The following is a 14,358-nucleotide window of genomic DNA, read 5'->3' as shown; positions in this document are numbered from 1 at the left end:
CAGTCATTTCTCTATCCTTTCAGGGACACGAATTATTAGTCGTGTTCGTTCACAATTGAACCAGTTTCTTTCCAGTTTTCAGGTCTTTTTCTCAGCGTTTTTGGGACACGAATTTTTATCTCGAAAATGGCGATGAAGCCTTGTGGGGGAAGGGATTGGGGGAGATTGGAGAGAGGGTGTTTTGGGGACAGTTATTTTTAGTTTTTTACAGGATGGTGTAAAACTGACATGTTGCTGTTGTGAGATAAAAGTGAGATAACATCTCCTTGCCTAGTTACAACTTAATAGCTTTTGTTAACTTGAACAGTCCTAATAATTTCATTTTTTAGGGCTGTTTTTATCGACTCGATTATAACTTTTTTTTACAGTGTATATATCCAAAAACGGCTTCTACCAATGGGATAGAAGCCAAATAAGCATTTTCGGATGGGCGAGAAGTCCGTACCGGCGTTGCGTATGAAGGCGGACGCAGCAATCGCAAATATGTGGTTGAATACCTGGCGATTATAGAAGGCAAGGCGTGTTGGATTTAGCTTTTACGACTTAGCGTTTTAGCTATTCCGCCAATAATGAATCCCCATATTGCATTTGTCGCAAAGACACTTGCAATGGTAAGAGGATTGGTTAAAGGACCCTGTAATTTACCATCAAGCACGGGAGATAAGATGCCGCTAAGCAGAATTGCGAAAAAAGCATAACAAACACCCGCTCCGATCAGAATGGTTACTGGCGCGGAAACTTTCCTGATCAGGACGATAATCAGCCAAGTCAAGGAAATGAATAATGTCATTAGAATGCTCCCGAATGATTGACCGATTAAGTCCATTACCCCGGTTATTTTCATAATAGGTCTAATAAGTGCTATAGCACCTAGTCCGAGGATCAAAAGCAAGTTTTCCCTCAAAATGTCTTTGGTTCTCATTCCATATCAGTTCCTCTCCGATGGTTTATATGAGTTGGTAGCGCGTCTCTTCTTGATTTTCCCGAATGGTTTAAAATAAGTGATGAACACCATGATAAACAGGCATAATAAGTTGAAGCTTGCCGTGAGTAAGATCGCTAACCATTTCGACCGGAAGTTATGATCCTGCAAGGTTGCAAATCCTGTTTCGCTGACCATATCCACAAGAGAAGCTGTCCAATGATTCAGGAAAAAGATACCGATAAGGATCGTGGTTAAGGTAAGAATCAATTTGATGACGATCCAGTAATGCTTGACGAGCCCCCATTGCGTCCATATCGACAACAGGATGCCGGTCAGCAAAGTCATCAGGGCCGGATATTTGAGCAAGTTCTCGTCAATGATTTCCATGCTGGCCAATGTGTAGGCCAGTTGCTCTCCATTTGCAGCGCTATACAAATATAGGCCCAGCAGGAGCATCCCCAATGTACCGCCAATCCACGAAGATGCAGAAATAACGTGTATGGCGACGAATATGCATTTCTTTTTATGACTTAGTCGATAGGCCATAGGTTTCACTCCTCTCCTAATGTAATCTACCGATCCAGATGTTTTGAATCTTGCAGTGCCTGAGCTATCGTTACTTTAACAAACTATTGTTGTGAACTTATTACGATCCTTTGCGGTTATCATGATAATTACATTGGCCCTTATATTTTCGCTATAATGACCGGTGGGAAGGGAAAGGAGAGCGTGTATATCATGGCTGAAACGCTGTTGTTAGTAGACGATGAAGAGAAAGTTTTGGAATTCATGAGTTCGTTTCTGAAAAACGAAGGGTTTCAGATTGTTACGGCCCAAACCGGAATGGAGGCACTCTCGAAAGTCGAGGAAGTGAACCCGGCATTGGTGGTTCTGGATTGGATGATGCCGAATATGAGCGGGCTCGATGTCTGCCGTGAAATTCGTAAAAGAAGTCAGGCAGGCATTATCATGCTGACTGCAAAGTCGGACGAGATGGACAAGATTATAGGCCTTGAGGTGGGAGCGGATGATTATATGACCAAACCTTTCTCATTGAGAGAACTATTAGCTCGCATTCGTTCGGTTTTGCGAAGATTAAATGGCAATTCTGCGGTTGAAGATCATTTGGTCAGAGGTGATTTGATCATCTCCGGTTCACAGTATCGGGTATGGAAACAGGGGGCCGAAATGAGTATGACGCCGACCGAATTCAAGCTTTTGTACACGTTGGCCGCCAAACCGGGCATTGTGTACAGCCGCCTGCAGCTGCTAAAGGCTGCCCTGGATGATGATCTAATTAACGTGGAGCGAACGGTGGATGCCCATATCAGCCGACTGAGGAAGAAGATCGAGGATGATATTGAGAATCCAAAGTACATTCAAACCGTTTACGGTTTTGGTTACCGTTTTGGAGGTCAGGCATGAGGTTTCATCTTAAAATTTTCATAACGATGGCTTTGACGATTGTGGGAATTATATTTATTTTTGTTGCACTAACCCACTTTGTTGTCCAACGTTCGATTGAGGCGAGCATTCATGAATTTCGCAATGACGAAATGACACTTCTTGCGTCCAAGCTAACCGACTATTATGTGCATAATGATGGATCATGGGAAGGGGTTGGGCAAACCGATCTCCTGCAGGAGATCGATCAGGAGCGTCCAAGCCTTCTTGTGATGGACAACGATAAACAAATCATTTTGTTGCAGGGCAACTCGCCTATGAAATTAATAACTCGACTTGGGGTAACGGAAGCAATCATCGATCAAGGAGAACCCATTGGACAGTTGTATTATTACGATCCAGAGGTGGCGTATTTCAATAAAATGCTGATCGGCATTCCGATATCCGTTGTTATTGTTTTAATCGGGAGCGGTTTGCTACTGATCTTACTCGCTCTTCTTATCGCCTACCAATTATCAAGGTGGCTGGCTTCTCCGTTAAGAGTCCTTATTTCATCGATAGAACGGTTAGGAAAAGGTGAGCTTGGTGTGCAGGCTCATTTTCAAGTGAATGATGAATATGGAAAAATTGCAGACGCATTCAATCAGATGTCAGCAAAGCTACAGAAAGCGGAGGAATTAAGGCGGAATATAAGCGCAGATATCGCTCACGAGCTAAGAACACCTCTCACCATTATTGGAGGGAAGTTGGACGATCTGCAGCAGAAGGGGCAACCCGTGTCTCCCCAGATGTTGCTGCCTTTGCAGGACGAGCTTATTCGTTTGAATCGATTAGTCGAGGATTTAAGGACCTTATCATTAGCAGAAGCGGGGAAGTTAACTCTAAATAAAACGGATACTGACCTGGCACATCTAGTGCAGCAGCTCTGCTCTGAATTAGAGCCTTTTGCTGAAGAAAAAGGGATTTCGATTCAAATGGAGGTTTCAACTGACAGAACCATACTATTCGTGGATCCGTCTCGAATGAAACAGGTCCTGATTAATTTGCTTACAAATGCCATTCACTATACACCGAATCAAGGGAAAATATTCGTTCGAATGTTGAATCAGGACAATCGAAGACTGACACTGATTGTGGAAGATGCCGGTATTGGTATTGCTTCAGAACATTTACCGTATCTCTTTGACCGTTTCTACCGCACCGATGAAGCTCGTACCAGAGAGAGCGGGGGGACCGGTTTAGGTTTATCGATTGCCAAACAATACGTTGTATCCCACCAGGGGACAATTGAAGTCGAAAGTAAAGTGAACGAAGGAACCCGATTCATCATTCAATTGCCGTATAAAGTGGAACGAAAGGAATAAAGGATACTCTTGCATAAACAAAAGACGAAGCCAACAGCTAACAGTGTGCTCGAATTTATAAAAATGTGTGGAAAACCAAAAAAAATGTGAAGATGCATATAAATCGTTCGAGAACCCCTGCTGCTTACTTATGTTATGTTTTTCCTGTTTCTTGTTGTAAAACTAATTCAATTGCATTAATCTTATTTTTATTAAATATTTTTTAAGAATTACTCTTATTGTTGTTTAATAAGTAACTTTTAAGAAATGGAGAAAAATTTGTCATGAAGTCATCGAATCTGACCCGTCCTTTTTATTTCCTGTGGACGACCCAAACCGCGGCGAATGCAGCTGATGTGCTTTACATAATGGCGCTTACGGTGCTGGTCCTTGATCGGACCGAGTCTCTCGTATCGGCGGCGCTGATGCCGCTGATGCGCAGCGGGGCTCAAATGTTGAGCAGCCTGATTGCGCCTTTGCTGATCCATCGTTTCAAGTTGTCCAACCTTCTTTTATTGTCGCAAGTGGGGCAATTCCTGCTGTTCGTTTGCCTGGCCGTTTATTTACAGCTTCATGGAGAGGCTTCATCGCTTGTATTGGTATTTTCACTCGTATTCGTAATGTCTTTTCTCGACGGATGGACAACCCCGGCCCGAAATGCACTTATACCACGTTTAGTAACGCGTGAGCAAGGTTTGCTTAAAGCCAACGGGCTGATTAGCGTCAGCGATCAGGTCGTACAATTCGCAGGCTGGGGATTAAGCGGCATCGTCGTTGCATTTCTGGGTGCCAGCCCCACGTTGTTGCTGACGGCTGTTATCTATGGTCTTGCCGCGGCATTTACGCTGGGCGTCAAAGAACCAACGAAATCGGGATCTGGAGATAAGGCATTGAACGCGTCCTCTGACGAAATACCGGCACTTGGCCCATCCAGATGGCATACGCTGACCGAAGGCTGGAAGATGATATGGAAAACACCTCGCCTGCGGGTGCTTACGTTTATGGACATGATCGACATGCTTGGCGGTTCGATTTGGGTTGGCGCCTTTACCCTTGCGTTCGTTCAAGTCGCACTTGGACAAGGCGAAGAATGGTGGGGATTTATCAATGCCGCTTATTTTGCAGGAACAATAGGTGGTGGAATGCTGGTACTGGCACTGGCAAAAACCATCGGCAACCGCTATTTAGCGGTGATGATGATCGGCATGGCCGGTTATGGCGTTCTAACCGCACTTTACGCGCTCAATACAGAGCCATACGTTGCACTTATTTTGGTTATGTTAATGGGGCCTTTCGCAGAGCTTTCCGTTATTAACCGGCGCACCTTAATTCAGCGCAGCGTAGCCAAACTTTTGCTGCCCAAGGTGTTATCTGCCCAAGCTTCTCTTATGCATCTCGTATTTTGCATTTCGCTGCTGGGCATGGCTGGGCTTGCCGAATATATCGGGATCGTGAATCTCTACCTGTTCGCGGCCGGCCTGACCATGCTAGCGCTTTTGGTAGGCTTGCTAAGTCGCCGGGCTTTCCGGGACAAAGTTTCTCAGGCAGAACCATCGGTGAAGTCTGATGAAAGGAACCTTGAAATGGAACAAGCTTAACGAGGTATGGGGAAGCGCAAATCTGCCTCAAGTCAAAATTGGAATTGAAATTCAAATTAGCGTAACGATCTATGTAACCCATTCCGTTCTAATTGCAGCAGCCAAATATGAAGGGGATAAGCCATGAAAAGTCTTTTATCATTATGGGCGCTGCTATTAAAAACAGGTGGATTGGCAACGGAGGGTGATTACTCTTGGTTTTAACTCATTTTATAACTGTGAAGGGAATGAAATATCATAACGGTATTAGATACGCTTAATCAAGTGGCAGTGATTCTATTACTCATTGGTTCCTTCATTTCTTATCTGCAATTACGAAAGGTTAAAAGGCAAAGGAAACTAACGGTTTTGGAAAAGGCATTATATATCATTATTCAAGCCGGGTACTTACTTTGGGCGGGGAGCGGGTTGATGATGTTAATCTCGAATTAGCTATTAAAAGCAGTAGTCTCATACTATGTGATCGGGATCAAGAAGGGGCAAAAAAATGACAAAACGCTACTGACACACTGTTGTCAGCAGCGTTTTTTTATGATGAAGGTATAGCAAAACAAGAAGAGGAGTTGTTCGAAAAATGAGAGAAACAGAGAAAGTATTGCAATCGCTTGAAGAGACGATCGGTCAGTATTTAAGCGAGTTAAATAACCTCGATATGGAGCAATTGCTCCATAAAAGGTGTGAGGAGGAATGGTCCGTCGGGCAAATGTACATGCATTTGATTCAATCCGCACTATTTATGCATTTGAAGAATGTTGACCAATGTTTAGCAGATCATGATTTTTCATGGAGTACCGTTGGAGAAAAAACGGAGGAGGGGAAGGCGGTATTCAAACTAGGGAGCTTCCCGCAAGTTCGGATACGGGTACCTGCTTCGCCGCAATACACCCCACAGCAGCCGCAGAATAAAGAGCAGCTGACTGATGGTCTTAACCGTGTAATGGAGCGTATGAAAAGTAAGGAACCTGATCTGTACCAAGCTCCCGATCATAAGAAAGTTCCTCACCCGAGACTCGGTGAATTAAACGCTAAAGAGTGGTTTTTGTTAATCGAAATGCACTACAGACATCATCTTTTGCAGCTGGAGCGATTAAAAGATGACTTGAAAATGAACGAAGGTCATGAATAATACAAAACGTACAGCAAGACCCTAGAGCCAAAAGCAAAGATAGCAAGATAGCAACCGTTGAAGGTTGCTGTGCTGTTGGTTAGCTATAGATTGGGGATGGAGGCATCTGTAAACGCTTTGTTATTTGAACAAGTTAATCAAGTTGCCAGACTGCCGGCAGGAAATTAATGAAACTATGGATTGGGTGAAACAATAGACCAATCAAGGGACCAATAAACAGCAATATGATCGCTGCGCCGATCCCAACGATAGCATGGAGAATGTCCCAGACAACAAAAGTGAATATTGACATAAAATTTAATCGTTGAAATTAAATTAACCACCCTTTATTATTAAGTTAACTTAATAATAAAGGGTGGTTAATATTGGAGCTTGTTGAGAAAATAAATAGTTTACAAACGCAGTTGAATATACAATTAGCAAGCAAATACGAAAAGCATATCGATAATCAATTAACGGCTAAACAAGTGTTAGTTTTAGAATTAATTCGATCTGGGGTTAATTCAACAAAAGCTTTGGCAGATAACTTAAATGTATCGACGAGTGCAGTCAGTCAATTATTAAATAAACTCGAAGTTAATGCGTATATCACTAGAGCAATAGACCAAGAAAATCGAAGAAAAATAAAACTCCAATTAGCTGAGAAAAGTGAAAAGTATTTTGATCAATTAATATTACTAGAGAAAGAAATGAACGAAAAACTATATGGGATGCTACCGATACAAGATCTGGAACATTTAGCCCGTATACTCGAAAAACTGATAAAGTTAGCAGGGGATGAGCAGAATGACTTGGATTGAGAAAGCAAAATCAATGTGGTTCATGATGCTGGTTTTGATTTTTAGTGGCAACTTTTTGCTATATCAAACTACAATAGGTTCAAAGATATTACTCGAAGAATCTCATAGTATAGTTCTGGGTTCAATGTTAGATTTAATTATTTTATTGCCTTTGTTCCTGATGCTTTATCGAAATAAATTCACGGTTAAATCAGCCATTATCCTTTCAGCCTTAGGGTGTATTTTAATTCGATTTCTTATACCAACTTCATTGCTAGAACCTTATGAAACGATTACTTGGATAGGCATCATAGCAGAAGGTTGTATCATTATTTTTGAAATTTTGTTAATTTTTACATTTTTTCGTTATATACCGAAGATACTAACTGAAGTAAAGAGAAGTAATCTTCCTATCGTTTTTTCTTTTTCGCAAGCCGTGAGGCTTTACGTTCGAAACAATCCAATTATTCAAATAATTTGTTCTGAATTGCTTATGCTTTATTACGCATTCGGCAGTTGGAAAAATACAGCGCCAATAGGAATCACAATGTATAAAAAATCGAGTTTTATTGCATTCCAAATCATGTTAATCCATGCCATGATATTAGAAACATTAGGAGTACATTACTGGCTGCATGAGATCGCTCCAGTTTTATCGATTTTTTTATTAGTGCTGAACATTTACTCGGTTATTTTTTTCTTAGCGGATATACAAGCGTTGCGTTTAAATCCAATTTATTTCGCTAATGAATCATTTTATCTGTCATTAGGTTTAACGAAACGTGCAAAAATTGATTATTCCAGTGTTGAATTAATGATTGAAGATTCAACAATTTTAGAAAGTAAACTCTCCAAGGACACTATTGACTTTGTAATACGTGATTTTGAAAAGGCATGTCCCGATTTAATTTTAAAAATGAAAACTCCTCAAAAAGTGACACTCTTTATGGGAATTGAAAAAGAGTACAACTATGTAGCAGTCAAAACGGACAATCCTATTGAATTGAAAGAACGCATTATAGCTAATATGGACTAGGGTTGTACAGTGCTTGGCTGATTTTGATCTGCCATTTGTAAGTAAAAAGCTGACTATAATCATTAAACTAACGGTAACGTTAATTCAATACATCCAAGAACGCAGCCGATCAACCTGGTCGGCTGCTGTTTTAATTAACGGACAGTTTAGTTTAGTAATAGAGAAAATTTTTAAAATTGTATTGGATATGGGATATGATGTATCAGAGAGCTTATTTGTGATAATAGGGGGATTTATAATGAACATTGTTTTTACAAATGATTCGGATTACGAATGCATTAAAGGCAGAGACCGTCATATTTCAGAGAACCTCATATCCGCAAAAATAAAGGGGAGAGAAATCTAGATGATAAGAAACCTTGATTCAATGATCAACTTTATCTGTCAAAGGGTTCTCCGTCCGATCCAGATGAACGCGCTTTCGATGCCGATCAGTTGCGTTCATGGATAAAGGAAAACATTTCTGCAATTCATTTATTGACATGAAACCAGTTACATATTTTAATCTTGTTTTGTAGCGAGTAGAACATAGATAAGCATGTTATCAAGTCGTTATGATTTTTTCTAGATACTTTTTAAATTACTATTATAAAGTGTCTGAAAAAGTATTTTATCAATTTCACAGGAGGCGAATACAATGATTAAACTTGTAGTCACGGATTTAGACGGAACATTTCTGAACAATGAAGGTCTGTACGATGTCGAGCTTTTCAAAACAGTTTATGCAGAGATGCAGCAAAAAGGAGTCACATTTGTCGCATGTACCGGCAAACAATGTGAACGTGTTGAGAAATTGTTTGACGAGCATGGCAAAGGCGTTTGGATACTGGGTGACAGTGCTGCTCGAATTAAAAAAGATGGCCAAGTGGTTAAAGAATTTAGTATTGATCGGGATCTCGCCCTACAGGCGATTGATCGAATTCAAGACTTTGACAACAACATGACCCTGATCGTCTGTGCAAGCGACGCTGCTTACGTTCATTCTTCCATTTCAGAGGATATGTACAAGGTGGTTAAAGGCTCTTATGAACGTGTAGTGAAAACAGATTCCTTTGCAAACATAGATACCCGTTTTATCAAAATTACGGTCTTCGATACGGAGGGGCGAAGTACAGCATTAAGAGCGCATGTGGAGAATACGTTGGGTGGACAAATTTACATCGTTGATTCGGAAGCCAGATGGCTGGATATTACGGCATTGCATACGCATAAAGGTGAGACAGTAAAGAAACTGCAAGAAATGTTGGGCGTCACCTACGAGGAAACCATGTCATTTGGTGATGGAGAGAATGACGTGGAGCTTATGGCCATCGCAAAATACAGTTTTGCAGTGAGTAATGCTTGTGAAAATACGAAAAAGGCAGCGAGCTTCATTACGAAGTCAAACGAAGAAAATGGTGTTCTTCTCACGGTTCAAAAATTACTGGACTTGCAGTGATCTTTTCTTATCCATTGGTACTGCATTGACTTGACGGGGCCATAATTGTCCCGTCTTTTTTTGTTTTAGCTAAAGAAATAACACCTTCAAGGGTGCCCCCTATTACCTTGATTCACGTTAAGTCGATATTCGCAACTTGTTTTCGATAGTTTTGCGGAACCATGCCCATCTGTTTACGGAAAATGGACGAAAAATAACTAGCACTTTGAAAACCGCAGGCAAGTGCAATTTCACTTATGGATCTTCGGGTTTCTTTTAACATTTCACAGCTTTTTTGAAGGCGATATTGAGTGACATAGTTGCCCGGCGTTTGGCCCACATACTTGTTAAATAATGTGCAGCAGCGGCTTCTGCAAACAGCTCCTGCAGAGGCGATGTCCTCGAGAGTTATTTTTTGATCATAATTTTGATGAATGAAACGAGTCATTTCTTGGACATGCGTCAATACTCCAGGTTGCCCAGAAATGGGCTGCAAATGGTCCCCTATTGCTGCACACAAAGATAAAGCTTGTGATGCCAGACGAAGCGGATTGGGAGGAGCATGGTGCTTGTGCATTTCCTGATAGATTTCTTGAATGGACCGTAATATGCTTTGCTGCCAATCAACCTGATCGGTAAGCACAACAAAATCAGCCATCGTTAAACTAAACTTTTCCCCCCAGTATGTTTGAATAAATGAAGTCTTCTCACCAAGGATCGAGGGATGAACGACGACGACAAGGAATAAACAATCGTTATGGTCTGCAGGAGAATAACCGAAATGCAAACGCTGGCTATTCACAAAAAGCCCATCCCCTTGATGCAATCGAGTGATCTTTCCGTTGACAGAGAAATCCATCGATCCTTGCAATACGTAGATAAACTCGATGTCCAAATGCCAATGCGCGACTGCAGCATAATTGTTAAATTGATGCAGGCTTCCCTTTCGGACATAGAGCGGTAAATCAGGAAGATTATAATTCAAACGTTCCGATAAATCAGAAAACACCTCTAAATTTGTCATCAAAGAGACCATCCTTTAGAAATATACGATTTTTATAAAATTATAGCCAATATTAATGGAAACAACAACGATATTATCCTATCCTTATATTGTGAAGATCAGCGGAGAGGACAGGATATAGGTGGTAAACCGCATACGACTCAAAGGATCTGGCCATCGTGATTTTGATCGGGAGTTAATGACGCTCGTCATTCCCATTGCATTACAAAATTTAATATCGGCAACCGTCATATCCGTTGATGTACTTATGCTGGGTATGATTAGCCAATCTGCAATGTCAGCGGTATCACTCGCAGGGCAAATTACCTTTGCATTAACCTTGTTTTACATGGGGATATCAGCGGGGGCAAGTATCCTCACTGCGCAATACTGGGGGAAGAAGGATACTTCAACCATACAGCGCATTTTTAACATCGCTTGCATGTTCTCCCTTTGTGTCTCTATTTTGTTTGGTTTATCTTCCTTCTTTTTTCCGGATACACTTTTGCGTTTATTCACCAATGATGCAGAACTGATTCAATACGGCTCAAGATTTTTGAAAATGAATTCCTTTTCTTATCTTGTGATGGGAATATCCCAGATGTATCTCAGTGTGATTAGAAGTATGGAAAATGCAAAACTTAGTGCATGGATTAGTTCCTTATGTTTGATTTTAAACATTTTGTTGAATGCCATTTGCCTTTTTGTTTTGTTCCCGTCCAGGCCCGAACTGGCCATTTCAGCCGTAGCTCTTGCCACGGTTTTGGCACGGGTTGTTGAACTCGCATGTTGTATGTATCACTCCATCACCAAGGGCCCCATTCGTTTTCGTATGATGCCCATATATGACGGCATTCAACGGAATTTATTAAAAGATTTCTTGAAATATACGCTGCCTGTACAGGGGAATTATATCGTTTGGGGAGGAGCTCTTACCGCGACTGCTGCCATTATTGGCCATGTGAACTCCGATATGGTAGCTGCAAATTCCATAGCGTCTGTAGTTAAAAATCTAGCCGTTGTACTCTGTGGAGGCATTGCTACTGGGGGTTCTGTACTTGTTGGAAAGTATTTGGGGCAGGGTGAAATCGAGAAAGCAAAGCATGCGGGCAACAAAATGTGTTTTTATGCTTTGATATTTGGAGTCATTGCAGGCTGCACGATTCTGTTCATTAAACCATTGATATATACCATCGTTAATTTGAATCCAACGGCTCAAAGTTACCTAGATGGCATGCTGTACATTGGAGCTTATTATTGTATAGCCAAATCGATAAACTCCACAACGATCGCGGGCATATTCACAGCTGGTGGGGATTCTAAATTTGGATTATGGTGTGACACGGTTGTTATGTGGTTCATTATTCTGCCGCTTAGTTACCTATGTGCTTTTGTTTGGCATGTACCACCGATCCTTTTGTATATCGTCATCAGCTTAGACGAGGTGATTAAATTACCCATTGCTTTTATACGATACCGACAGTTTAAGTGGCTTAACAATCTTACCAGAAACTTTGCAAAAAACTGATCATAACCAAGACTTATGCAATTGAATCTAAATTTATATACAAAGGAGAAATTTCGAATGAATATCCAGGAACGAATGGCTTGCAAACAATTATTCACCGATGATGATGCCAATTATCCGAAAGAGGCTGAAGCGTTGGCCAAAGCACGCCAGCGTGGTAAGGCGTTATGCTATGAAATTAACCATTTGCATCCGGATGATGTTGAAAAACGCAAAACGTTAATGAAACAACTTTTTGGAAGCATTGGAGAACATGTATGGTTGGAGCCGCCCATTCGCATGTCGTACGGTTCAAATACAACCGTAGGAAATAATGTATATATCAATTTCAATCTCACCGTGGTTGACGACTATAAAGTTACCATCGGTAACGATGTCATGTTTGGCCCGAATGTTACGATTGCTGTAACGAATCATCCTGTACATCCAGAAAAGCGCAAAGAGGGCGGGATGTTTGCATTACCCGTGGTCATCGAGGATGGGGTGTGGATCGGAAGCGGAGCGATTATTGTACCAGGAGTCACCATTGGCAAAGGGAGTGTAATTGGTGCCGGCAGCGTGGTAACCAAGGATATTCCTGCGAATGTAATCGCTGTTGGAAATCCATGCAGAGTTCTTCGGGAGATTACGGATCATGATAAAGAGTTCTACTATAAAGATATGCGTTTTGATCAGGTTGAATGGTAAACCTTCCAGAGAGGAGTTTTTCGATGGAAATCATTTATTTCATGATTACAATAGTCTCCCTTTATTTTGTCATTAGAGCCATTGTGCATTCACGCCACACCCAATTGGTAGCGAATAAAATGGAAAAGCAGTTTGAACATTACTTTAATGAAGATGCCTATCATAATGATCAGCACAAGGCATCAAATGGATAGAATTGCATGATTAGCAAATAAAACGTAGCAAAATGCTAGAATGACCAATCGTTTAATCAGCAAGGTCATTATGCTAACGGGAAAAATAGCACAGTAAGAGCAAGTAGCAGCCGATCATTGTGATCGGCTGCTTTGTTCATTTAACGTTAACGGGCAGGATCGTTTCGACGTGTGGCGTTATCACGCGGAATTGCTAAAATGAAGCGATCTGCGCGAATCGGAACCATGTGGTAAAATATAGAAGGATAATCTTAAAAAATGGAGGAGGATCCAAATATATTATGATCAATGACCTCTACCGGAAACTGGTTCCTCTTTTCTTAAAGAACAATCTAGTTCAGGTAGCAGCTCAGTTTTTTGTTTCAGGGATAATCGGAGTTATATACGGATGTATGTTAATTGACGAAACTATAGGTGGATATATTAATAAAGTCTTGCCGAGTAGTGATGGGCCGGATCTCTATTTATATTTGCCCCTTGTGATTACTGTGTTCATTTACTCGTACTTCATTCAAAAGAAACAAAGAATTCTACTGGAAAAAATCTCATGTAGTTGTCTTCATAGTTTCATTGCCGTACTAAGCTGTATCTTTTCTTGTGTAGTTTTACTTTTGATTTAATCCCATTTAGCGTTACGCTAACGGAACACCTATAACCAGACGCGGGCTGGTCGTTTTTCCTGTAATTGAACCCATGTAAAGGGGAGATCCATGTTGAAACGGATGCCTTTTGAACGCCCAGTGGAGCATTATGACGAGCGAATTTATAATATTGATGAACAAATTTGTGAATTATTGAAACTCCGTAAGCAGCTATCCAACAACAATCCTGGTTTCCCGCCCTTTGAATATATCTCTAAATGGGCTGAAACGTTTGAACTTTACGAGGACTTTCTGAAAGCCGTTTTTGGAACTTTTAGCAGTGAAGAGCATTTTAAGCCCATGGTTGAACCGTCGGATTTTAGAAAACATATCCCCCTGCTAAAATCAGTCGAAGAAGGGAACTGCTTTTATACTGTAAACTCAATAAGGCAGTATAGTAATGCTAGTGTAGTGACTTTTAGTATGGATTGGGATGTGACTGAGACACCTCCAACTTCTAACAATCACAGCTATTTTGAATTGAAAATGGGAGAACAGTATGATTGCCGAATGATGAATGGCGGCAGCCACTCAGGTCATGCTTCATTTAACTATGTAATATCTCCGCCATTACCCGATCAAACTTCAGGAATTGAATTAACGTTCATAGAATATAGGAAGCCGTTCAGTGAAAATGAGACGGGAACAAAAATAGTCTTCAGAATGGAATAGCCTCA

The 14,358-nt window shown here is 41.0% G+C and carries 15 protein-coding genes; 12 read left to right on the top strand and 3 right to left on the bottom strand.

Annotated features, from left to right (window positions below; translation table 11 throughout):
* Window positions 1-529: 529 nt before the first annotated feature.
* Together L6H98_RS10165 and L6H98_RS10160 are read right to left on the bottom strand one after the other, a co-directional pair.
* Window positions 530-922 (bottom strand): hypothetical protein, encoded by a 393-nt coding sequence (locus L6H98_RS10165; protein ID WP_236414799.1) that lies wholly within the window; start codon window positions 920-922, stop codon window positions 530-532.
* Window positions 923-928: 6 nt separating this feature from the next.
* A complete protein-coding gene (locus tag L6H98_RS10160; protein ID WP_236414798.1) occupies window positions 929-1,471 on the bottom strand; it encodes a hypothetical protein in 543 nt (180 codons plus the stop codon).
* A gap of 192 nt (window positions 1,472-1,663) precedes the next feature.
* Between L6H98_RS10160 and L6H98_RS10155 the strand changes: the two genes are divergently transcribed.
* From L6H98_RS10155 to L6H98_RS10120, 8 genes are all read left to right on the top strand, one after another.
* Window positions 1,664-2,350 carry a response regulator transcription factor gene (locus L6H98_RS10155; protein ID WP_236414797.1) on the top strand — a complete coding sequence of 229 codons (687 nt, stop codon included), beginning with the start codon at window positions 1,664-1,666 and terminating at the stop codon, window positions 2,348-2,350.
* Window positions 2,347-3,693, top strand: coding sequence for a HAMP domain-containing sensor histidine kinase (locus L6H98_RS10150; RefSeq protein WP_236414796.1), 1,347 nt, complete (start codon window positions 2,347-2,349; stop codon window positions 3,691-3,693). Before L6H98_RS10155 ends, L6H98_RS10150 begins: the two co-directional genes overlap by 4 nt.
* 263 nt (window positions 3,694-3,956) lie before the next feature.
* Window positions 3,957-5,270, top strand: coding sequence for an MFS transporter (locus tag L6H98_RS10145; protein WP_236414795.1), 1,314 nt, complete (start codon window positions 3,957-3,959; stop codon window positions 5,268-5,270).
* A 574-nt stretch (window positions 5,271-5,844) separates the two neighbouring features.
* On the top strand, window positions 5,845-6,396 hold the full coding sequence (locus tag L6H98_RS10140) for a DinB family protein (RefSeq protein WP_236414794.1): 552 nt from the start codon (window positions 5,845-5,847) through the stop codon (window positions 6,394-6,396).
* 365 nt (window positions 6,397-6,761) lie between these two features.
* Window positions 6,762-7,196, top strand: a complete 435-nt coding sequence (locus L6H98_RS10135) for a MarR family transcriptional regulator (protein WP_236414793.1) — start codon at window positions 6,762-6,764, stop codon at window positions 7,194-7,196.
* Window positions 7,183-8,211: a beta-carotene 15,15'-monooxygenase gene (locus L6H98_RS10130; RefSeq protein WP_236414792.1), complete on the top strand. Its 1,029-nt coding sequence runs from the start codon at window positions 7,183-7,185 to the stop codon at window positions 8,209-8,211. Before L6H98_RS10135 ends, L6H98_RS10130 begins: the two co-directional genes overlap by 14 nt.
* A 13-nt stretch (window positions 8,212-8,224) precedes the next feature.
* Window positions 8,225-8,557, top strand: coding sequence for a hypothetical protein (locus tag L6H98_RS10125; protein WP_236414791.1), 333 nt, complete (start codon window positions 8,225-8,227; stop codon window positions 8,555-8,557).
* A 291-nt stretch (window positions 8,558-8,848) separates the two neighbouring features.
* Window positions 8,849-9,649 (top strand): Cof-type HAD-IIB family hydrolase, encoded by an 801-nt coding sequence (locus L6H98_RS10120; RefSeq protein ID WP_236414790.1) that lies wholly within the window; start codon window positions 8,849-8,851, stop codon window positions 9,647-9,649.
* A 112-nt stretch (window positions 9,650-9,761) separates the two neighbouring features.
* Here L6H98_RS10120 and L6H98_RS10115 read toward each other — a convergent pair whose 3' ends face one another.
* The gene (locus L6H98_RS10115) at window positions 9,762-10,652 is read right to left on the bottom strand and encodes an AraC family transcriptional regulator (RefSeq protein WP_236414788.1); all 891 of its coding nucleotides are present in this window, start codon (window positions 10,650-10,652) and stop codon (window positions 9,762-9,764) included.
* A 121-nt stretch (window positions 10,653-10,773) separates the two neighbouring features.
* On the opposite strand from L6H98_RS10115, the gene L6H98_RS10110 reads away from it, so the two are divergent.
* From L6H98_RS10110 to L6H98_RS10095, 4 genes are all read left to right on the top strand, one after another.
* Entirely contained in the window at window positions 10,774-12,159 is a 1,386-nt protein-coding gene (locus L6H98_RS10110; protein ID WP_236414786.1) for an MATE family efflux transporter, read from the top strand.
* Window positions 12,160-12,216: 57 nt separating this feature from the next.
* A complete protein-coding gene (locus tag L6H98_RS10105; RefSeq protein ID WP_236414783.1) occupies window positions 12,217-12,846 on the top strand; it encodes a DapH/DapD/GlmU-related protein in 630 nt (209 codons plus the stop codon).
* A 23-nt stretch (window positions 12,847-12,869) separates the two neighbouring features.
* Complete coding sequence (locus L6H98_RS10100; RefSeq protein ID WP_236414781.1) at window positions 12,870-13,040, top strand: hypothetical protein; 171 nt, start codon at window positions 12,870-12,872, stop codon at window positions 13,038-13,040.
* Window positions 13,041-13,750: 710 nt separating this feature from the next.
* Window positions 13,751-14,353: a hypothetical protein gene (locus L6H98_RS10095; protein ID WP_236414779.1), complete on the top strand. Its 603-nt coding sequence runs from the start codon at window positions 13,751-13,753 to the stop codon at window positions 14,351-14,353.
* Window positions 14,354-14,358 lie beyond the last annotated feature (5 nt).

Origin of the sequence: Paenibacillus sp. JJ-223, from assembly GCF_927798175.1 — a bacterium.
Taxonomy (GTDB): domain Bacteria; phylum Bacillota; class Bacilli; order Paenibacillales; family Paenibacillaceae; genus Paenibacillus; species Paenibacillus hubeiensis.
Note: the sequence above shows the minus strand (reverse complement) of the source record. Positions and strands in the feature narration are given on the sequence as shown.